This window comes from Burkholderia sp. KJ006 (genome assembly GCF_000262695.1).
In the GTDB taxonomy this organism is placed as follows: domain Bacteria; phylum Pseudomonadota; class Gammaproteobacteria; order Burkholderiales; family Burkholderiaceae; genus Burkholderia; species Burkholderia vietnamiensis.
Genome location: NC_017921.1, coordinates 1,625,140 through 1,645,952, shown reverse-complemented (window position 1 = coordinate 1,645,952; position 20,813 = coordinate 1,625,140). Strand labels below are relative to the sequence as shown.

The 20,813-nt window shown below is 68.2% G+C and carries 17 protein-coding genes; 9 read left to right on the top strand and 8 right to left on the bottom strand.

Annotated elements, in window-relative coordinates; genetic code table 11:
* Positions 1-12: 12 nt before the first annotated feature.
* The 5 genes from MYA_RS21325 to MYA_RS21305 all read right to left on the bottom strand — a co-directional run bounded on the left by MYA_RS21325 (position 13) and on the right by MYA_RS21305 (position 4,395).
* Positions 13-1,068 carry a DUF1839 family protein gene (locus MYA_RS21325; protein WP_041494294.1) on the bottom strand — a complete coding sequence of 352 codons (1,056 nt, stop codon included), beginning with the start codon at positions 1,066-1,068 and terminating at the stop codon, positions 13-15.
* Positions 1,065-2,045 carry an amino acid--[acyl-carrier-protein] ligase gene (locus MYA_RS21320; RefSeq protein WP_041494149.1) on the bottom strand — a complete coding sequence of 327 codons (981 nt, stop codon included), beginning with the start codon at positions 2,043-2,045 and terminating at the stop codon, positions 1,065-1,067. The genes MYA_RS21325 and MYA_RS21320 overlap by 4 nt, the downstream gene beginning before the upstream one ends.
* Positions 2,042-3,238 (bottom strand): acyl-CoA dehydrogenase family protein, encoded by a 1,197-nt coding sequence (locus MYA_RS21315; RefSeq protein ID WP_014725002.1) that lies wholly within the window; start codon positions 3,236-3,238, stop codon positions 2,042-2,044. Before MYA_RS21315 ends, MYA_RS21320 begins: the two co-directional genes overlap by 4 nt.
* Positions 3,235-3,486 carry an acyl carrier protein gene (locus tag MYA_RS21310; protein WP_011882069.1) on the bottom strand — a complete coding sequence of 84 codons (252 nt, stop codon included), beginning with the start codon at positions 3,484-3,486 and terminating at the stop codon, positions 3,235-3,237. The genes MYA_RS21315 and MYA_RS21310 overlap by 4 nt, the downstream gene beginning before the upstream one ends.
* Before the next feature lie 168 nt (positions 3,487-3,654).
* Positions 3,655-4,395, bottom strand: a complete 741-nt coding sequence (locus MYA_RS21305; RefSeq protein WP_011882070.1) for a Crp/Fnr family transcriptional regulator — start codon at positions 4,393-4,395, stop codon at positions 3,655-3,657.
* A gap of 957 nt (positions 4,396-5,352) precedes the next feature.
* Between MYA_RS21305 and MYA_RS21300 the strand changes: the two genes are divergently transcribed.
* The 3 genes from MYA_RS21300 (at position 5,353) to MYA_RS21290 (ending at position 8,880) form a co-directional block, all read left to right on the top strand.
* Positions 5,353-6,135, top strand: a complete 783-nt coding sequence (locus MYA_RS21300; protein ID WP_011882072.1) for a Crp/Fnr family transcriptional regulator — start codon at positions 5,353-5,355, stop codon at positions 6,133-6,135.
* Between the two features lie 11 nt (positions 6,136-6,146).
* Positions 6,147-7,553, top strand: a complete 1,407-nt coding sequence (locus tag MYA_RS21295) for an undecaprenyl-phosphate glucose phosphotransferase (protein WP_041494293.1) — start codon at positions 6,147-6,149, stop codon at positions 7,551-7,553.
* 154 nt (positions 7,554-7,707) lie between these two features.
* A complete protein-coding gene (locus tag MYA_RS21290) occupies positions 7,708-8,880 on the top strand; it encodes a glycosyltransferase family 4 protein (RefSeq protein ID WP_041494148.1) in 1,173 nt (390 codons plus the stop codon).
* 152 nt (positions 8,881-9,032) lie between these two features.
* Here MYA_RS21290 and MYA_RS31975 read toward each other — a convergent pair whose 3' ends face one another.
* Positions 9,033-9,206 carry a hypothetical protein gene (locus MYA_RS31975; RefSeq protein ID WP_014724999.1) on the bottom strand — a complete coding sequence of 58 codons (174 nt, stop codon included), beginning with the start codon at positions 9,204-9,206 and terminating at the stop codon, positions 9,033-9,035.
* Between the two features lie 335 nt (positions 9,207-9,541).
* On the opposite strand from MYA_RS31975, the gene MYA_RS21285 reads away from it, so the two are divergent.
* Positions 9,542-9,934 (top strand): TraR/DksA family transcriptional regulator, encoded by a 393-nt coding sequence (locus MYA_RS21285; RefSeq protein WP_011882075.1) that lies wholly within the window; start codon positions 9,542-9,544, stop codon positions 9,932-9,934.
* Between the two features lie 66 nt (positions 9,935-10,000).
* Here MYA_RS21285 and ald read toward each other — a convergent pair whose 3' ends face one another.
* A complete protein-coding gene (gene ald / locus MYA_RS21280) occupies positions 10,001-11,116 on the bottom strand; it encodes an alanine dehydrogenase (protein WP_011882076.1) in 1,116 nt (371 codons plus the stop codon).
* 322 nt (positions 11,117-11,438) lie between these two features.
* Between ald and MYA_RS21275 the strand changes: the two genes are divergently transcribed.
* The 5 genes from MYA_RS21275 (at position 11,439) to MYA_RS21255 (ending at position 18,278) form a co-directional block, all read left to right on the top strand.
* Positions 11,439-11,855, top strand: a complete 417-nt coding sequence (locus MYA_RS21275; protein WP_014724998.1) for a DUF3995 domain-containing protein — start codon at positions 11,439-11,441, stop codon at positions 11,853-11,855.
* 553 nt (positions 11,856-12,408) lie between these two features.
* Positions 12,409-13,149, top strand: a complete 741-nt coding sequence (locus MYA_RS21270) for a gluconate 2-dehydrogenase subunit 3 family protein (RefSeq protein WP_014724996.1) — start codon at positions 12,409-12,411, stop codon at positions 13,147-13,149.
* Entirely contained in the window at positions 13,149-14,927 is a 1,779-nt protein-coding gene (locus tag MYA_RS21265) for a GMC family oxidoreductase (protein WP_014724995.1), read from the top strand. The genes MYA_RS21270 and MYA_RS21265 overlap by 1 nt, the downstream gene beginning before the upstream one ends.
* Positions 14,924-16,348 carry a c-type cytochrome gene (locus MYA_RS21260; RefSeq protein ID WP_014724994.1) on the top strand — a complete coding sequence of 475 codons (1,425 nt, stop codon included), beginning with the start codon at positions 14,924-14,926 and terminating at the stop codon, positions 16,346-16,348. The genes MYA_RS21265 and MYA_RS21260 overlap by 4 nt, the downstream gene beginning before the upstream one ends.
* A 214-nt stretch (positions 16,349-16,562) precedes the next feature.
* Positions 16,563-18,278: a cation:proton antiporter domain-containing protein gene (locus tag MYA_RS21255; RefSeq protein ID WP_011882081.1), complete on the top strand. Its 1,716-nt coding sequence runs from the start codon at positions 16,563-16,565 to the stop codon at positions 18,276-18,278.
* A 426-nt stretch (positions 18,279-18,704) separates the two neighbouring features.
* On the opposite strand, the gene MYA_RS21250 is transcribed toward MYA_RS21255, so the two are convergent.
* Positions 18,705-20,591, bottom strand: a complete 1,887-nt coding sequence (locus MYA_RS21250; protein WP_014724992.1) for a peptidoglycan D,D-transpeptidase FtsI family protein — start codon at positions 20,589-20,591, stop codon at positions 18,705-18,707.
* Positions 20,592-20,813 lie beyond the last annotated feature (222 nt).

Below are 20,813 nucleotides of genomic sequence, written 5' to 3'. Positions count from 1 at the left end.
CCGACGCGCGCGTCACCGCGTCGCCGGCACGGCGGCCGCTTCGCAGCGAACGGGCGCCGGGTGCCGCAGCGGCGGGCTGATCTGCTGCGCGCATGCGATCAGGTCGGTATAGGCCGCTTCGATCGCGTCGAGCGTCGCATCGCCGCGCTCCTCCTTGCCGCGTGCGCAGGCGCGCGCAAGCCGGAATTCGAGCACCATCGATTCCGCCGCGATGCGCTCGCACGCCGTGCGTATGTCGGCGAACGGGCCGATGCAGCCGCTCGCCTGCAGCCAGCGCGCGTAATGACCGAACAGCTCGAAGTTCGCGCCGAGCTGCCGCACCGAATTGAACGAGTACCCGTGGAAGCGTTCGAGCGGCGACGCGGCGAGCGACTTCGCATCGGCCTGCAACTGGCGGCGGAACGCCGCCACCGGATTGACCAGCGGCAGGCGCCGCAGATGCCGCTGCAAGGCGGCGAGCGACACGTCGCACAGCACGCGCTCGTCGAGCGGCGCGAAACGCCGCTTCGCGCACTCGACGTACGGCGGCAACGGCATCGGCGAGCTGCCGCCGACGAGCCCGTCGTAGTCGATCTCCTCGGCCACGTAATAGCCGCTGTTGTGGAAGTAGCCGAGCTGGCGGCGCACGCGGTCGATCGCGTCGATGCCGATCGTCGTCTTCGTATGCTGCGTGCGATAGGCGCTGCCGCGCGTATCGGGCAGGAACCACGCGTCGACCTCGACGATCATCAGATGGCCGCGCGCGACCTGCGTCTCGATGTGCTGGGCGAGCGGCTCGTAGATCGAGTGTTCCTGCACGACGATGCCGTACAGTCGTTCCAGCTCGTCGTGCGGAAACTTGAAGAACGTGAACTGGTCGCCCTCGAAGTCCATCGCGATCGTAAACGGCAGCGCCGCGTACGGATTGAGCCCCCACCAGCGCAGCACCTCGAGCCACATGTCGACGTAGCAGTTGGTCTGCTTCCAGACCATCTCCTGACTGTGCAGCGGGTGCGGCCGGTAGTGGCGCGCGCGATGACGCACGTCGTCGAACGACGCGTCCTCGCCGTCGCGTGACACGAAGCTCATCGCGTGCCCCACAGCGCGTCGCGCACGTCGGCCGGCCACGCGTCGAGGTCGAAGCCGTGATGGCGGAACAGCGCGAGCGTGAGGCGCTCGAGGCCGAAGCCGACGCAGCCCGTGTGCGCGACGTCGCCGCTCGCGGTGCGGATGTCCCACAGCAGCCCGAAGTGGTCCATGTGGTAATTGAAGCTCAGGCAGGCGGTCTGACGGCCGTCGTGCTCGATCGGGATCAGCAGCTCGAACTTGAGGTTCTGCTCGCGCTGGCTGTCGGCGACGATCTTGCCGCCGCGTCCGAAGAACGGGTCGTTCGCGAGATCGATTTCGTTCGGCAGGCGCAGCGCGTCGATCATCCGCGTACCGCGCTCCATCCAGGTGCGGCGGAACGCGACGATCTGCTCGGGCGTGCCGATTCGCACGTACTCGCGCATCCGGAACAACTGCATGCGGGTCGGGTCGAGCGACGGTTCGTGGCGGAAGCAGTACGAGAACACGTCGACGATGCGTCCGTCGTCGGGCAGCGCCCCGGCGCGCGCGACGACCGGATAGACGGGATAGCAGGCGGCCGGCGTCATCACGACGTAGGTCGGCTTCTGGCTTTCGGTCCAGTCTTCGCCGCGATCGAGGCATTGCAGCACGCGCTGGTGCCGCTGTTCGTCGCCGCAGAACGCGTGAACGCTGCCCGCGAGTTGCGGGAAGCTCTTCATGTATTCGCTGCGCTCGAACTCGGTGCGGCTCATCGCTGGCGGGAAGCGCAGGACCTCCGCATGCTGGTCGGCGCCGAGGCGCGTGACGAATGCGTCGAGCGCTTCGACGACGCGCTCGAACCGCTCGCTGCGGCCGAACAGGCCCTGGATGCCGGTCGACACCAGCAGGCCGGCGTCCACCAGTTCGTCGCGCAGCGGGTTCACGCCGGCGCGGTCGAGCGGCGCGTCGGCGGGCGTGGCGGCGGAGCCGGCCGAAGTCACGGAGAGGCGATCGTTCACGAGAGTTTCTCCAGCGTCGACGGACGCAAGGCGAGCAGCAGGTTCGAAGTGTTGGCGGCGATGCGGTCGTTGCTGATCATCAGCGGCGCGGCCTGCAGGTCGCGCAGATGGCGGCCGACGCTGTACGGTGTGCCGTTCTTGTAGCCGGCCATCCCGCAGATCATCATGGCCTGCTGCACGACTTCGAGCGCGGCCGTCGATACGTAAGTCTTCAGCGTGTTGACCTCGGCGGCCCACGCCATGCCGGCCGACCACGAACGCGCCGACGCGCAGCCGTAGAGGCGCAGCACGCTGTCGACGCGCGCCTGCATCGCCTGCATCAGGTCCAGCGATTCGGCGATCCGTCGTGCCGCGGGCGACGGCGCGCCGTCGGACTGACGCGCCTGCGCGCGGAAGAACTGATGCGCGCGCTGGAACGCGTCGCCGGCCACGCCGATCCACACGGCGGCCCACAGGATGTGCGATACCGGCACCATCGTCTGTTCGGCGATCTGCGCGAACGGCACCGGCGCGCACTGGACCGTCGCGCCTTGCGCCTCCAGCACGAAGCCGTTGCTGCAGGTGCCGCGCAAGCCGAGCGTGTCCCATTCGTTGCGGCGCGTGAGCGTATAGCCGTCGCGCAGCAGCGTCACGAGCACCTGTTCGGACGCCGGTGCGTCGGCGTCGCGGCGTGCGGTCGCGAGGATGCCGTCCGCGTAGTCGCCGTACGAGATCGCCGGCGCCGCTTTGCGCAGCCTGAACTCGCCGCCGTTCGTCTCGAGCGCGCACTGGCTCGTGCGCAGGTTGCCGCCGACGCCGTCTTCGGACGTCGCCGATGCAAGCAGCCATTGATGGCGCACGAGCTGCTGCAGGAACAGCCGATGCCATCCCTGGTCGGCCGCGTGATCGACGATGCAGGCAACCTGGATCTGGTGCATCGCGAACACCATCGCCGACGACGCACAGGCGCGGCCGAGAATCGAGCAGGCCGATGCGACGTCGGCGAGCGATGCGCCGGCGCCGCCCAGATGGGTCGGCACCATCGCGCCGAGCAGGCGGCGGGCGCGCATCGCCTCGATGGCCTCGACGGGACAACGGGCGTCGCGATCGACCGCATCCGCGTGTTGCGCGGCGACCTGCGCGACGGCGAGGGCGGCCTCGTCGAGCCGATACGCTTCGTCGGGGGGCGCGAGTTCGGGAAGGAGCGCGCTCATGCGGAATGCTCGGAGCGTTGGAGGCTGGCGACCGCGTCCGCGAGCGCGTCGACGCTGCGGAACAGGTTGCGGTTCAGCATCTCGTCGGGGATCTCGACGTTGAAGTGCTTCTCGATCGCGAGCATCAGCTGGATCGTGTCGAGCGACGAGAGGCCCGCGTCGTAAAGGTCGTCCCCGTCGCCGATCGAATCGATCGCGGCTTCGAGATTGGCGACGTGCTTCAGGATGGTTCTGATTTCGTTTTTCACGTGCTGCTCCGGCGTGCGTGGTGTCGTCCGCTCGGGCGAACGCGCGCAGCGCGCTGACATCCCCCCGGCAGTCCGGCATCAGTAGACCATCCGCATGCACGACGTTCTGTTCGCCACCCTACAGTCGGCTGAACGCGATCGACCGGGCGCGCCGAAATGCCGAATCGGTCAAGCGCGCGCGGCGGTCGTCACGCCCGAGTCGGCCGACAGGATCCGGTTGATCTCGTCGCGCACGATCGCGCGGCAGCCGCACGACATCTTCTCGAGGCCGCCGAGATTCGCGAGCACGATCGAGCTTCGATACTGGCGGATCAGGCCGAGCTTCTGGACTTCGCCCGCCGCGTCGGTGACCGTCTCGCGCCGCACGCCGAGCATCTGCGCGAGCATGCTGTGGGTCACCTGGATCTCGATGCTGCGCGAGCGGTCGTACGCGAGCAGGAACCATCTGCACAACTGGTGCTTGAGCACATGGTGGCGGCTGCAGAACGTGATCTGCGACACCTGCGCCATCAGCAGCCGCACGCACACGAACACCAGATGGCGAATCACCGGGGACGCGTCGAACGCGCGCGCGAACACGCGCCGGTCGAGCCGATAGACGAAGCCGTCGCGGCATGCGACCGCGCGGCACGGCATGCTGCCGCTGCCGCCGATCACGTCGTCGCACACGATGCTCTCGCTGCCGATCTCGGCCACTTCCAGCGTCATGCCGCCCGACGATACGTACTGCAACGAAACGGCCGTCGTGACGGGTAGATAGACGGCGCTCAGCATTTCGCCGGGTTCGCACAGCACCTGACCGGATCTCAGGTGAACCAGCTGCAGGTGAGCGACCAGCGCCGCGCGTTCGTCGCGGTCGAGCGCCGCGATGAACCGGTTCGCGTCGAAGCTGTGGGAGAGCTCGATCATGCCGCTCGGGGCGGCGACGGCGTCATTGGCCTGAAGAGTCACGGCGCATCCTCATAGGGTGGGCAATCGACTTCGTGCCGTGTATCCGCGCGGATTCGGCACGAACGTTCGATTTCTGTTCGTCGGAATTGGAATGTCTATGGCTAAAAAAGCTAGCACGCAATTGAATTCCCTCAATTGCGTATTACGTCACTTCACAAAGTTTGACGCTTCGGACGTCGGTAAGGAACTGTCATATGGAGCCCAAGATTTGGTTATCCATAATTTGCCCGTCGCGCACGAATTGGGATGCTCGCTCCGGAATGAAGTACCGATCGTGAATCAATTGAGCGTCGCTTCGCATGCTACAGGAAAAAATATAAAAGGCGTTGAACATTGTTTGACAATTGAGATATTGACTTGAAGTTCAACAATAGAATCAATGTGTTGCGATATGTATGTGCGCTAGGTTACAAGCCCGTAAATCAAGCGATCGAATCAATTTTGAGACAGTTTCAAACGACCTTTCGAGTCGCGTGATGGCCGCCTGCGGGTCGCCCGGACATCATGGAATCAAATGAAAACGCGTCGTAAGTATTTGACCGGCAAGCCGTCGCGGAAGCGCGTCGGCCACCCGGCCGCGCGCGGCGCTTATTGATCAGTCGAATCACCTGCCGCGTCCGCGACGCGTGGGGGTGTCCGGAAATGAGACATTTTTTGAAGTTTCAGCGCGATTAATCCGTCGTTCTAATGCGGTCGTCATTCATATATTAAGGATGGACGGGTATTGGCACGTAAATCGCTTATTCGAGCGGGCGTGTCGAAACGGGATTGCCGATTTCCGGAGGCGGTGGAAAGCCGAGGGTCGATCGGAGCGAGGGTTGTGGGCCTCAACCTGCGTCGCCGTCGATGCGCATCGCGATAACGAGCTTCGCTGCCGCGGCTGCGTGCGGCGCGGACAATAAAAGGAATACAGCCATGCTTCATCTTCACTCGAGTTACTCCGCCAATGCCATTCTGGATGCGCTGCCGGAGGACACCCTTCATGCGATCGCACCGCACCTCGAACTGGTCAGGATCAAGGCCGGGATGCTCGATCGCGTCGGCGAACCGATGCGTCATCTGCACTTTCCGACGACGGCGATGATGTCGGTTCAGCACCTGATGGAGGACGGTGCGATGGTGGAGGTGGCGGTGGTCGGCCGCGAAGGCGCGGTCGGTCTCGCGACGCTCGTCGGCGGCGTGGCCGTGTCGAGCCGCGTCGAAGTGCGCGCCGCCGGCATGGCGTATCGCGTGCCGACCTGCGTGATGCGCGCGGAATTCGAACGGTCCGCGGCGACCTATCGCCTGATGCTGAACTACAGCCAGGCCACGATGGCGCAGATCTCGCGCAGCGCGCTGTGCAACCGGCATCACTCGGTCAGCGAGCAATTGAGCCGCTGGCTGCTGCTCGCGCACGACCGCATCGACGGCGACGAGCTGGCCGTCACGCAGCAGACGATCGCGAACATGCTCGGCGTGCGGCGCGAAGGCGTGACCGAAGCGGCCGGCGACCTGCAGGAAGCCGGGCTGATCCGGCAGCGCCGCGGCCGTATCACGGTGCTCGACCGCCATGGTCTCGAACATCACGCGTGCGAATGCTACGACCTGATTCGCGCCGACTATCGGCGCCTGCTCGGCACGCGCACGAATGCAACGCCCGCGCCGCTGCGCGCGCGCATGCCGGAACTGCAGAGCCGTTATCCGGCGCACGGTGCGTGACGATGCAGTCGATGTCCGGAGGAGCGAATGCGTTGCGGCGTGCCGCGATCGCGGCGGCCGACGTTGCGCTCGTGCTGGCCGGGGCGCTTGCCGCGCAGCAGGCGGCCGGCCTCGGATGGCGCGACCTGTCCGATGCGCAGCACGGCTCGATCGCGCTGTTGTGCGTGCTGACGGTCGCGTTGCTGCCGCGCTACGTGCGGACCGTGCGCAATGGGGTGGCCGTGCCGGACGGCCCGCACGTGCTCACGCGCACGGCGCTGGCGCTGGTGTGCGCGAGCGCGCTCACGGTGGCCGGCACGATGTGGCTGATGAATCGCAGCGCAACGGTGAACACCCGCTGGATCGTGCGCACGGTGCTCGCCGGCGACGCCGCCGTGCTGATCGGCCGCGCGATGCTGCTCGCGTTCGTGCTGACGCGCGACGACTCGCACGTGCACCGGCGCCGCGTCGCCGTCGTCGGTGCGACCGCATACGGGCGCGTGGCGGTCGAGCGGATGCAGCTGACGCCAGGCGGGCCGTTCGTCGCCGCATGCGTTTTCGACGACGAAGCGCCGGCCAATGCGGCAGGCATCGGCGGCGTGCCGGTGATCGGCGATTGGGATACCTTGCGCGACATGATCCGCGGCGCACGGATCGACGAGGTGTGGCTCACGCTGCCGATGTCGCATGAGTGGCGGATCCAGCGCATCGTGCGCGAGCTGCGCGACGAATTCGTGCAGTTGCGGCTGTTGCCCGACGTGCGGCAGATGGCCGTGGTCGAGCGCTCCGCGACCGACGTGCTCGGCATGCCGGCGATCAATCTGGCAACCACGCCACGCGCCGCGCCCGAGCTGTGGGCCAAGTTCGCGTTCGACCGGCTGTTCGCGCTCGGCGTGCTGATTCCGTTGCTGCCGCTGCTGTCGGTGCTGGCGCTCGCCGTCAAGCTGTCGTCGCCCGGGCCGGTGTTGTTCAGGCAGCGCCGCAAGGGCGTCGACGGCCGCGAATTCGACATCCTCAAGTTTCGGACCATGCGCGTGCACCGCGTACAGCCGGGCGTCATCCGGCAGGCGTCGCGCGACGACACGCGTATCACGCGCGTCGGCGCATTCCTGCGCCGCACGTCGCTCGACGAGCTCCCGCAATTCTTCAACGTGCTGTGCGGGCAGATGTCGGTCGTCGGGCCGCGTCCGCACGCGGTCGAGCACGACGACTTCTACCGGAAGCTGATCGACTGCTACATGTACCGCTATCGCGTGCGGCCCGGCATCACCGGATGGGCGCAGGTGAACGGCTATCGCGGCGAGACGCGCAAGGTCGAGGCGATGGAGGCGCGCGTGAAGTTCGATCTCTTCTACATGCAGAACTGGAGCTTCGCGTTCGACATGAAGATCATCGTGCTGACGATCGTGCGCGGCTTCATCGGCCGCAACGCATTCTGACGCCTCGAAAATCCGCCCGGAACCGCGGCGTTGTGAGAGCGAACGTACCGACCGGCGCGCGCGCGGCGCACACACTGGCCGTATAGCAGCATCCCGCCCGGCGGGATGTCCGGCGGCGCGCTGGTGCGCCGCCGCCATCGGAACAGTCACGATCATGTCAACGTCGATTCGGGAGCGCAACGGGGCCGTGCTGCAGGACGCCCGCGCGGAGCGGGGCATCGGTGCGGCAGCGCATGCCGCGCGCGCGCGCGGCCTCGTCATCAACGGAAAATTCACGGCCCAGCGCATGACGGGCGTGCAGCGCACCGCGTACGAGCTGACCTGCGAGCTTGCGCGGATCGCCGACGATGCGCCGTCGCTGATCGTGCCGCCCGATCACGACCCGGCCGCGTTGCCGGCCGGCGCACGCGCGCAGCCGTCGACGCACCTGCGCGGCACGCTGTGGGAACAGTGGGCGCTGCCGCGCACGACGCGCGGCCGGACCTTGCTGAGCCTGTGCAACATCGGCCCGCTGTTCAAGCGCGATCAGCTGGTCATGATTCACGACGCGGCGATTTTCGACCTGCCCGACGGCTATTCGCTCGCGTTCCGGCTGTGGTACCGCTTCGCGTTCTGGATGATCAAGCGACGCGCGCGCCACCTCGTGACGGTGTCGCATTTCTCGCGCGCGCGGCTGGCCGCAAGGTTGCGCATATCGCCGGCGCGCGTGTCGGTCGTGCCGAATGCGGTCGATCATATCGACCGGATCGACGCCGACCCCGGCGTGCTGTCGCGATTGAACCTCGAACCCGACCGCTATGTGCTGTTCGTCGGCTCGCTCGCGCCTGGCAAGAATCTCGTGCGCGCGCTTGCCGCGATCGCGCTGATGCGCGAGTCGCACCCGACGTTGCGCTTCGTGATCGCGGGCGGCGCCAACGCGAAGATATTCGGCGTGCGAGAGGCCGGCCTGCGCGAAGACGACCCTTGTGTCACATGGGCCGGCTACGTGACAGACGGGGAACTGAAGGCGCTGTATGCGAACGCCGGCGCGTTCGTGTTTCCGTCGCTGTATGAAGGCTTCGGTTTGCCGCCGCTCGAGGCGATGCGATGCGGTTGCCCGGTCATCGCGTCACACGAGGGATCGCTGCCGGAGGTGTGCGGCGGCGCGGCGCTGTTCTGCGACGCGTATTCGCCGCCCGATATCGCGGCGGCGATCGCGTGCGTGATGGACGATGCCGAACTGCGGGATCGACTACGCGTACTGGGTCGCGAACACGCGCAGCGATACAGCTGGCAGCGCTCGGCGCGGGCTTTGCTCGAGATCCTGCGGGCGGATGCGGTGACGTGATGCAGCTGCGGTGCGGTGCGCTCGTGGGTGGATCACACGGTGCGCTGGGAATTCGCCGAGACCGATAGCCATCCGAATGATCGACGCGACGTGACGTGTTGCGTTGCGTCGCGAACCGCCGAGCGTCGGCGTAACGAGCCGACGCGTTCGCGTCAGCCGTCCTCGTTCGACCGCCCGCTCGCCGGCAGCACGGCGGGCGCGCCTGCGGGGCGCGCGTCGGGCGCGGCTTGCGGGCCCGATGGCTGCACCGCGTGCTGCACCGTCGGCACGACCACGGTCGGGACGAAGACCGCGAGTGCCACCCAGACCACGACGCCGAACAGCATGACGTTCTCCCGCAGAGCCGCGGATATACCGCACATGCTGTCAATCTATGTCGCAAGTTTCTGCAGGGAATTGATTGACCTCAACGGCGGGAGCGTCATACGAATGGCGCGCATCGGCCCGTCGCCTCCGGCCCCGGTTTCCGTGCAACGCGCGCGGTTGCAGATGCAGGTCAACACGTCCGCGTTCAATGGGTTTATGCTGCGTCGAACGTCCGGCGCTTCGAGCGCCCGGGCGCACCTCCGGGCGCGGCATACGGGGCAATCCGGCCCGCCGTGACCGGCGACCGCCGCGCGACGTGCAGCGTCGCGCGGAACCCGGAACAGGAGACACGGCGATGGCGCTCGACCCCCAACAACGGCAGACGTTGCAGCAGCGGCTGACGGAAAGCGAACAGGCGTTGCGCGCGGAGATTCGGACGAGCGAGGATCAGCGCGCGTCGACCTCCTATGCGGACCTCGCCGGCGCCGCGCCGGACGAAGGAGACGAGGCCAACGCCGATCTGTTCGTCGACGTGGATCACGCACTGATCGGGATGAAGCTGGCCGAGCTGCGTGCGATCGACCGCGCGCAGCAGCGCATGCGCGACGGCAGCTACGGCGAATGCGTCGATTGCGACGCCGCGGTCGGCTATGAACGTCTGCTCGCGCGGCCGACGGCCGAGCGTTGCACGCATTGCCAGTCCGTATACGAGCGCCGTTACGCGACGACACCGCGCGCATCGCTGTGACGTCGGCGGCCGATGGCGGCGAAGAGGGCGACCGCCGGCACCCGGTTGCGTCGCCCGATTCCGCGATCAACCCAGCATGTCTTCAGCAGGGACGTACGGCAGCCCGAGCGCGAACGCGACGGCCTCGTAGGTGATGTGTCCGTCGCATACGTTCAGGCCCGCGCGCAGATGCGGGTCGTCGGTCATCGCGCGTTTCCAGCCCTTGTCGGCGAGCGCGAGCGCATGGCCGAGCGTCGCGTTGTTCAACGCGAACGTCGACGTGCGCGCGACCGCTCCCGGCATGTTCGCGACGCAGTAATGCACGACGCCGTCGACCACGAAGGTCGGCTGCGCATGCGTCGTCGCATGTGACGTCTCGAAACAGCCGCCCTGATCGATCGCGACGTCGACGACGACGGCGCCCGTGCGCATCGTCGCGATCATGTCGCGCGTGACGAGCCGCGGCGCCGACGCGCCCGGCACGAGCACCGCGCCGATCACCACGTCGGCGTCGCGCACGGCTTCTTCGACGGTGTGCGTGTTCGAGCAGACGGTCGAGATCCGGTTCGCGAACACGAGATCGAGCTGGCGCAGCCGCGCGACGTTGGTGTCGAGGACGGTGACGCGGGCGCCCATGCCGACCGCCATCTGCAATGCGCCGGTGCCCACGACGCCCGCGCCGAGCACGACCACGTGCGCGGCCGGCACGCCCGGCACACCGGCCATCAGCACGCCGCGGCCGCCACGCGGGCTCTCCAGGCAGGCGGCCGCGACCTGCATCGACATGCGCCCCGCGACCTCGCTCATCGGCGCGAGCAGCGGCAGTCCGCCGCCGACGCCGGTCACGGTTTCGTACGCGATGCAGACCGCGCCCGACTTCACGAGCGCGGCCGCCTGTTCGGGATCGGGGGCGAGGTGCAGGTACGTGTACAGCATCTGCCCGCGGCGCAGCATCGCGCATTCCGCCGGTTGCGGCTCCTTCACCTTGATGATCAGGTCGGCGCGCGCGAAGACGTCGCGCGCGTCGTCGCAGAGCGCGGCGCCGGCGGCTGCGTAGTCGTCGTCGAGCAGGCCGATCGCCGTGCCCGCGCCGCGCTGCACGAGCACGCGATGGCCGTGGCGCACCAGCTCGCGTGCGCCGGCCGGAGTGAGGCCGACGCGATATTCATGGTTCTTGATTTCCTTCGGCACGCCGATCAGCATGAGTCGTCTCCATGATCTTTCGTCATCGCGGTCGTGCCGGACGCGCGGCGGTTGCGCATGCACCGGCGCGATTGCGCAATTGCAATCAAAGGGTAGTGGTGGCCGGTGGGAAGTCAAGTGCCGGCCCCGCGCGCGCGGATGCGCACCGCATCGCAGCATGCGCGTGTCCGCGTGTCCGATTGCGACCGGACGCCACACTGCAGGCCGCGCGCGATTTCGGTATCGTCTCGGGGGCACGCGCAGGCGCGCGCGTGCGGGCAGGTCCATGCCCGACCGATACACGACCACACGACGACCAGATGAGACAGGGGACCCTACCGACATGACCGGCGCGTACTTCAGCGTGCCGACGCTTTGTGCGATCGCACTCGTTCACGTCTACTGGGCGCTCGGTGGACAGCGCGGCAAGCGCGCGGCCATTCCGGAGCAGGACGGTGTCCCGCTGTTGCGTCCGACCCGGCGCGGCACGCTCGCAGTCGCGGCGGCGCTGCTGTGCGGCGCCGCCGCGGTCGCGTCGCGCGCGGGCTGGTTGGGGCCGAAGGTTCTGCCCGGCGCGACCGCGTTCGCGATCGTTGCGTTCGCACTCATTTTCGCGGTGCGGGCGGTCGGCGATTTCCGATACGTCGGCTTCTTCAAGCGTGTCCGCGGGTCGCGCTTCGCGCGCATGGACACGCTGTGTTATTCGCCGCTTTGCGTGGCGCTGGCGCTGGCTTTCGCGTCGATGTACTGGGCGAGGTGAGCGGCGCGCGCGCCGGGTCGACCGGAGCCATCCGGCTGGCGCGCTCCTGCCTGCCGCCCGCCGTCTCGCGCTGCGGCGGCCGGCGATCGCGCCGCGCCGCGCCGCGCCGCGCCGCGCCATTTTTCAACTGTTGCGCTTCGCGATGCAATGGCATGCCTCGAACTCATTTTGCAATGGAACCGGTTCCATTTATAATGCGCAGCACGTCGCTTGTCCCTGACGAGGGCCGTGCGCGTCGCGCTTGCCGGTGGCGGGCGCGGCGTTCGAGGTAATTCGGGGGAAGGGCGATGAGGGCGGATGACGGCAATAGCCGTGCGTTTGCCCGACGATAGGCCCGCGAAGAGGCCGACCATGCGCGGCGGGCCGCAGCCGGCACGCCGCGCGCGGGCATTGACGCACCGCGTGCGGCGTCCGGCCGATGCCGGACGCGCCGAGGTTCGCAGTGTTGCCAATCCAGGACGGCCGGCCGCACGCGGCATGGCTGCCGTGCCGGGCATGCCGCATGCGGAACGCGCCTTCCCGGATCTCGCCCCCAACGATCAACATCCCGACCATGTCCACGCCCACCGACAAATCCAACTCGCGGCGCCGCTTCCTGCGCACGTCGGTCGCCCTCGTGCCGATCGCCTCGGTCGCAGGCTGCGATCTGCGCTCGCCGCCATCGTCCGGCAGCCCGTCCGGCGCGGCCTCCGCCGCATCCGCGAGCGCCGAACGCACGCCGTACAAGCCGACCTTCTTCGACGCGAAGGAATGGGCGTTCGTCCAGGCCGCCGTCGACCGTCTGATTCCGGCCGATGCGGAAGGCCCTGGCGCGCTGGAGACCGGCGTGCCGGAGTTCATCGACCGGCAGATGGAAACGCCGTATGCGCACGGCGCGACCTGGTACATGCAGGGGCCGTTCCAGCAGGGCGTGCCCGAGCTCGGCTACCAGCTGAAGCTGGTGCCGCGCGACATCTACCGGCTCGGCATCGCGGCCGTCAACCGCTATTGCGAGAAGGCGCACGGCAAGGCCTTCGCCGATCTCGACGCGCCCACGCGCGATAGCGTGCTCGGCGCGCTCGAGAAGGGCGCGACGCCGATCGACGACGTGCCGTCCGCGGTGTTCTTCGGCCAGTTGCTGCAGAACACGCGCGAAGGGTATTTCTGCGATCCGGTGCACGGCGGCAATCGCGACATGGCCGCGTGGAAGATGATCGGTTTTCCGGGCGCGCGCGCCGACTTCATGGACTTCGTCAACCAGAACGGCAAGCCGTATCCGTACGGCCCGGTTTCGATCAACGGGGAGCGCACCTGATGGCCGGAGAAAACAAGCCGCACGTCGATGCGGTGATCGTCGGCTTCGGCTGGACCGGCGCGATCCTCGCGAAGGAACTGACCGAAGCGGGGCTGAACGTGGTCGCGCTGGAGCGCGGCGAGTATCGCGACACCTATCCGGACGGCGCGTACCCGAACACGATCGACGAACTGACCTACAACGTGCGCAAGAAGCTGTTCCTCGACCTGTCGAAGACGACCGTGTCGATCCGGCACGGCGTGCAGGACACCGCGCTGCCGTACCGGCAGCTGGCGGCGTTCCTGCCGGGCGAGGGCGTGGGCGGCGCGGGGCTGCACTGGTCGGGCGTGCACTTCCGGATCACGCCCGAAGAACTGCGGCTGCGCAGCCACTACGAAGAACGCTACGGCAAGAAGTTCATCCCGGACGGGATGACGATCCAGGACACGGGCGTCAGCTACGACGAGCTCGAACCGTACTTCGATTTTGCGGAGAAGGTGTTCGGCACGTCGGGGCAGGCGTACCAGGTCGGCGGCAAGGTGGTCGGCGACGGCAATGTGTTCGAGGCGAACCGCAGCGACCACTTTCCGCTGCCCGCGCAGCTCAATACCTATTCGGCACAGCGCTTCTTCGATGCCGCGAAGTCGCTCGGGCTGCATCCGTACCGGTTGCCGTCGGCCAACACGTCGGGGCCGTACACGAACCCGTACGGCGTGCAGATGGGGCCGTGCAACTTCTGCGGCTATTGCAGCGGCTACGCGTGCTACATGTACTCGAAGGCGTCGCCGAACCTGAACATCCTGCCCGCGCTGCGGCAGACGCCGAACTTCGAGCTGCGCTCGAAGTGCCACGTGCTGCGCGTGGATCTCGACGACACGAAAAAACGCGCGACCGGCGTCACCTACGTCGATCCGGCCGGCCGCGAGATTCACCAGCCGGCGGATCTCGTGATCGTCGCGGCGTTCCAGTATCACAACGTGCATCTGCTGCTGCTGTCGGGCATCGGCAAGCCGTACGATCCGATCTCGGGCGAGGGCGTCGTCGGCCGCAATTTCGCGTACCAGAACCTGTCGACCATCAAGGCGTACTTCGACAAGGATACGTACACGAATCCGTTCGTCGGCGCGGGCGGCAACGGCGTCGCGGTGGACGACTTCAATGCGGACAACTTCGACCACGGGCCGCTCGGCTTCGTCGGCGGCTCGCCGCTGTGGGTGAACCAGGCGGGCGTGAAGCCGGTCAGCGGCATCGCGACGCCGCCCGGCACGCCGCAGTGGGGCTCGGCGTGGAAGAAGGCCGTGAAGGACAGCTACGCGCACACGATCTCGATGGATGCGCACGGCACCAACATGTCGTACCGCGACGTCTACCTGGACCTCGATCCGACCTATCGCGACTCGTATGGCCAGCCGCTGCTGCGCATGACCTTCGACTGGAAGGACAACGACATCAGGATGGCGCAGTACGTGACCGGGCAGATGAAGAAAATCGCGGAAGCCATGGGGCCGAAGGCGATCGGCGTGTCGACGCGCGAATTCGGCAAGCACTTCGATACGCGCGCGTACCAGACCACCCATCTGGTCGGCGGCGCGATCATGGGCACCGATCCGAAGACGAGCGTGCTGAACCGCTACCTGCAGTGCTGGGACGTGCACAACGTGTTCGTGATGGGCGCGTCGGCGCTGCCGCAAGGCATCGGCTACAACCCGACCGGGATCGTCGCCGCGCTGGCCTACTGGTCGGCGCGTGCGATCCGCGAGCAGTACCTGAAAAATCCCGCCCCGCTGGTGACCGCATGAACCGCACGATGAACCCTCGCAACGCGGCGCGCCGCGTGTTTCCGCTGCGGCGCGCCGCGTTGCTCGGCGCTGCATGGGCGGCGATCGGCGTCGCGGGTGCGCCGGCTGTCGCGCAACCTGCCTCTCAATCGGTCGCGCCAGCGCCCACCGCAACCCGCGCCGCGCAATCGGCGGACGACGACCTCGTCAAGCGCGGCGCGTACCTCGCGCGCGCCGGCGACTGCGTCGCGTGCCACACCGCGAGCGGCGGCAAGCCGTTCGCAGGCGGGCTGAAATTCGACACGCCGATCGGCGCGATCTATTCGACCAACATCACGCCCGACCGGAACACGGGCGTCGGCGGCTGGACGCTCGACGACTTCGCGCGGGCAGTGCGCGAGGGCGTGCGCAAGAACGGCGACACGATGTACCCGGCGATGCCGTATCCGTCGTACTCGCGCCTGTCCGACGACGACGTGAAGGCGCTGTACGCGTACTTCATGCACGGCGTCGCGCCGGTCGAGCAGCAGAACCGCGCGGTCGACATCGTGTGGCCGCTGTCGATGCGCTGGCCGCTGGGGTTCTGGCGCAAGATGTTCGCGCCGGCGCCGAAGCCGTTCGATGCGGCGCAGTACGCCGATCCGGTCGTCGCGCGCGGCGCGTATCTCGTGCAGGGCCTGGGCCATTGCGGCGCCTGCCATACGCCGCGCGCGGCGACGATGCAGGAGCGCGCGCTGACCGACGCCGGCGGTCTGGATTTCCTGGCCGGCGGCGCGGCGATCGACGGCTGGGTGCCGACGAGCCTGCGCGGCGAGCCGCGCACCGGGCTCGGCACGTGGAGCGAGACCGAGATCGTGCGGTTCCTGAAGACCGGCCGCACGCTCCGCACCGCGGCGTTCGGCGGGATGACGGACGTGGTCGGCCACAGCATGCAGCACCTGAGCGACGACGACCTGACCGCGATCGCGCGCTATCTGAAGACGTTGCCGCCGCGCGTGCAGGGCGAGCAGCCGCACGTGTACGACGCGGCGGCCGCCACCGCGCTGCGGGCCGGCGATGCGAGCAAGCCCGGTGCGGCCGTCTATCGCGACAACTGCATGGCATGCCACCGCAGCGACGGCCACGGCTACACGCGCGTATTCCCGGCGCTGGCCGGCAACCCGGTGGTGCAGGGCGACGATCCGACGTCGCTGATTCACGTGGTGCTCGAGGGCAGCGCGCTGCAAGGCACGCATACCGCGCCGTCGACGTTCACGATGCCGCCGTTCGGCTGGCGCCTGTCGGACCAGGAAGTCGCGGACGTGTCCAACTTCGTTCGCACCAGTTGGGGCAATTCCGGCACGCCGATCACGGCCGAGCAGGTCGCGAAGCTGCGCAAGCGCGTGCCGTCGACGCGACCGGAGCCGCCCCCCGGCGCACGCTTCCCGCAGGCGTCGCGCTGACGGGCGCGGCGGTTGCGCGCCGGTATTCGCCGGCGTGCGTCGGCGTGCGGCTGCGGCGACGGGCCGGCCGCCGCCGTGCGCAGCACCGTGCTGCCACGCCGCCATGGCGCGCCAGGCCGCGAATTTTTCGCGGCGGCGCGCCATTTCCTTGTCCCATCCCGTATCCTTTGGTTTTTGAGCCTTACTAAATAGTTACAAGACCTTGGGAGAGGGGATGCCACATGACGTCAGCCTGATTGCACTGCTCGCGGCCGGTTTCGGGCTCGCGATGGTCTTCGGTTATCTCGCGTCGCTGCTCAGGATGCCGCCGCTGGTCGGCTATCTGCTCGCCGGCATCGTCATCGGCCCCGGCACGCCGGGGTTCGTCGGCGATCTGTCGCTCGCGCAGCAGCTCGCCGAAGTCGGCGTGATGCTGCTGATGTTCGGCGTCGGTCTGCACTTTTCGCTGCGCGACCTGCTCGCGGTGCGCAAGATCGCGCTGCCCGGCGCGGTCGTGCAGATCACCGTCGCGACGCTGCTCGGCGGCGCGCTCGCGCTCGCGTGGGGCTGGAGCGTCGGCGCGGCGCTGGTGTTCGGCCTCGCGCTGTCGGTGGCGAGTACGGTCGTGCTGCTGCGTGCGCTGGAAGGGCGCGGGCTCGTCGAGACGGTCAACGGGCGCATCGCGGTCGGCTGGCTCGTCGTCGAGGATCTCGTGATGGTGCTGGTGCTCGTGCTGCTGCCGCCGGTCGCGGGCCTGCTCGGCGGCACGCCGCCCGGCGATGCGCAGGCGGCGGGCGGCGGCGTCTGGAGCACGCTCGGCGTCACGATGCTGAAGGTGGCGGCGTTCATCGCGCTGATGCTCGTGGTCGGCAAGCGCGTGTTCCCGCGCATCCTGTGGCTCGTCGCGCGCACCGGGTCGCGCGAGCTGTTCACGCTGTGCATGATCGCCGCGGCGGTCGGCATCGCGTTCGGCGCCGCGAAGCTGTTCGACGTCTCGTTCGCGCTCGGCGCGTTCTTCGCCGGCATGATGATGCGCGAATCGGAATTCAGCCGGCGCGCGGCCGACGAGACGCTGCCGCTGCGCGACGCGTTTTCGGTGCTGTTCTTCATTTCGGTCGGGATGCTGTTCGACCCGAAGGTGCTGATCGAACAGCCGCTGCACGTGATCGAGGTCGCGGCGATCGTGCTGATCGGCAAGACGCTGGCGGCCGTCGCGCTGGTGATCGCGTTCCGGTATCCGCTGAACACCGCGCTCACGGTCGGCGCGGGGCTCGCGCAGATCGGCGAGTTCTCGTTCATCCTCGCGGGTCTCGGCCGTGCGCTCGGCTTGCTGTCGGCCGAGGGGCAGAGCCTGATACTCGCGGTCGCGCTGATCTCGATCGCGATGAACACGCTGCTGTTCGCGATGATCGATCCGGCGCTCGCATGGATTCGCAAGCATTCCGCGTTCGCGCGCAGGCTCGAGGCGCGCGACGATCCGCTCGCCGCGCTGCCGATGTCGACGCCGCAGACGCACCTGACCGGGCAGGTCGTGATCGTCGGCTACGGCAAGGTCGGTACGCGCATCGCGCATGCGCTGGACGAGCGCGGGATCGCGTATGTGGTGGTCGAGCAGAACCGCGAGCTCGTCGAGAAACTGCGCGCGGACGGCGTCGCGGCCGTGTCGGGCGACGCGATCGAGCCGGTGGTGCTCGTGCAGGCGCACATCGCGCGCGCGGGGATGCTGGTCGTCACGCTGCCCGACGTGTTCGACGTGCGGCAGATCGTCGAGATTTCGCGCACGCTGAATCCGGCGCTCGAGGTCGTGTTGTGCACGAACAGCAGCGACGAGGCCGGCCTGCTGTCGAGCGAGGGCGTCGGCACGGTGTTCATGAGCGAGAGCGAACTCGCGCGCGCGATGACCGAACACGTGCTCGGCAGAATGGCCAGGCCTGCGGCGGTTGCGCATTGAGGGGCGTGGCGTGGGGCGGCGTGTGTCTTGCTGCTCGTGGCTCGCCGTTCGTAGCTCGCTGCTCGTAGCTCGTAGCTCGTAGCTCGTAGCTCGTGGATCGTGGATCGCGGATCGCGGATCGCGGATCGTGGCGAACGGCGAACGGCGAGCGGCGAAGGGCGAGCGGCGAAGGGCGAAGGGCGAAGGGCGAAGGGCGAAGGGCGAAGGGCGAAGGGCGAAGGGCGAAGGGCGAAGGGCGAAGGGCGAAGGGCGAAGGGCGAAGGGCGTGCGGCCGGGCGGCAGCACATGGCACAGGATCGTGCGGCGCGGGACGCGGGCCGTCTGCGGGCGCGGCGTCGGCAATGCGGCCAGCATCCGAAGCCCGAGCGCAACGCGTTCGACGCGGAGCGTCGCGCTGGCACGCTCTCGCCGCCGCGCCAGCCGGCTTCAGCCCGCCGCGGCGTCGGTCCGTGCCGTCGCGCGCGGTCCGGCGTCCGCCGTCACCGGCGCCGTCGCTTTCCGCGCGGTTGACGTCTTCGGCGGCGCGGCCGAGTCGGCTGCCGCGGCCGTCTTTTGCCGCGCCGTGGGTGCATCGGGCGCCGTCTCGAACGGCGCATCCGGCGGCACGCCGAGCAACTGCAGCGAGCCGCTCGTGATCGACGAGAACACCGGGCCGGCCACCGTGCCGCCGTAATAGCCCTTGCCGCGCGGCTCGTCGATCATCACCGCGACGATCAGGCGCGGGTTGCTCATCGGCGCCATCCCCGCGAACAACGCGCGATATTTCCCCTTCGCATAGCCCGTGCCCACCTGCTTGCGCGCGGTTCCGGTCTTGCCGCCGATCCGGTAGCCGTCGACGCGCGCGCGGCGCCCCGTGCCGCCCTCGCTGACGGCCAGCTCGAGCATCGAGCGGATGGCTGCCGCGGTTTGCGGCGACGTCACGCGATGGCCGCGATGCGCATCGGCCGTGTGCGGGTCGGTGCCGTTCTTCAGTAGCGACACCGGATGCAGCGTCCCGTCGCCCGCATACGCGGTGTACGTCTGCGCGATCTGCAGCAGCGACATCGACAGCCCGTAGCCGTAGGCCATCGTCGCCTGCTCGATCGGCCGCCAGCGCTTGTAGCCGCGCAGGCGGCCCGACGCGACGCCGGGGAACGTCAACTCGGGTGCACGGCCGATCCCGTACTCCTGGTACTTGTTCCAGATCGTCTCGGCGGGCAGATTCAGCGCGAGCTTCGCGAGCGCGACGTTGCTCGACTTCTGCAGCGCCTGCGCGACCGTCAGCGAGCCGTGGTTCGACGTGTCGTGGATCACGGCCGGGCCGATCCTGTAGGTGCCCGGCGACGTGTTGACGATCGTGTTCGGCGTGACCTTGCGTTCGTCGATCGACAGCGCGACGACCAGCGGCTTGATCGTCGAGCCCGGCTCGAACGTGTCGATCACCGCGCGGTTGCGCAATTGCTGACCGGTCAGCCGCGCACGGTCGTTCGGATCGAAGGTCGGGTAGTTCGCGAGCGCGAGGATCTCGCCGTTCTGCGCGTCCAGCACGACGACGCTGCCGGCCACCGCGTTGTTCTCGATCACCGCCGCCTTGAGCTGGCTGAAGGCGAGCTGCTGAATCCGCCGGTCGATCGTCAGCTCGATCGTCGCGCCGTGCTGCGCGGGCACCAGCGGGCGCGTGTCGGAGACGATGCGGCCGAGCCGGTCGCGGATCACCTCGCGCTGGCCCGACGTGCCCGACAGCCGCGCGTTGGCCGCGAGCTCGACGCCTTCCTGGCCCTTGTCCTCGACGTTCGTGAAGCCGACCACGTGCGCGGCCGATTCGCCTTCCGGATAGAAGCGCTTCGAATCGGCGATCTGCGTGATGCCGTCGAGCGCCAGCTTGTCGAGCCGGCTCGCGGTGTCGGCGTCGACCTGCCGCTTCAGCAGCACGAACGTACGATCGTTGCGCAGCCGGCGCTTCACCTCGGCGAGCGGCATGTCGAGCAGCTTCGCGATCTGCGGATAGTCGATTTCGGCGACCTGCTTCGGGTTCGCCCAGATCTCGTAGGTCGACAGGCTGACGGCGAGCATCGCGCCGTTGCGATCGACGATGCGCCCGCGCATCGCATCGAGCTCGATCGTGCGCTGGTAGCGTTTCTGGCCTTCGCCGACGTAGAAGTCCTGATTCGCGACCTGCACCCAGAACGCGCGTCCGATCAGCGCGGCGAAGCCGGCGGACACCATGATCACGACGAACTTCGAGCGCCACATCGGCAAGCGCGACGCCAGCATGGGATGCTTGGTCGCGGCGGAATACGGGTCGGCGGGGTGGGTTTTCTTCTTTGCGCTCATGCAAGGGCCGGGTCGGGCCGCCGGGCGGCGGCAGGTCAGTCTGAATAATGTGATTGTAATAAATGAGTAAGAATCGTGTGGGGAAAGTGTGGGCCGCAGGCCGGCCGCTGCTGGCCGCGCAGCACAAGCAACGAGGACGACGGAAAAGAATGGACGCGCTCCGTGGCCGCGCGCGAGCCGCGACCCGCGAACCCGCGACACGTGCGCCGGCCGTTATTGCCG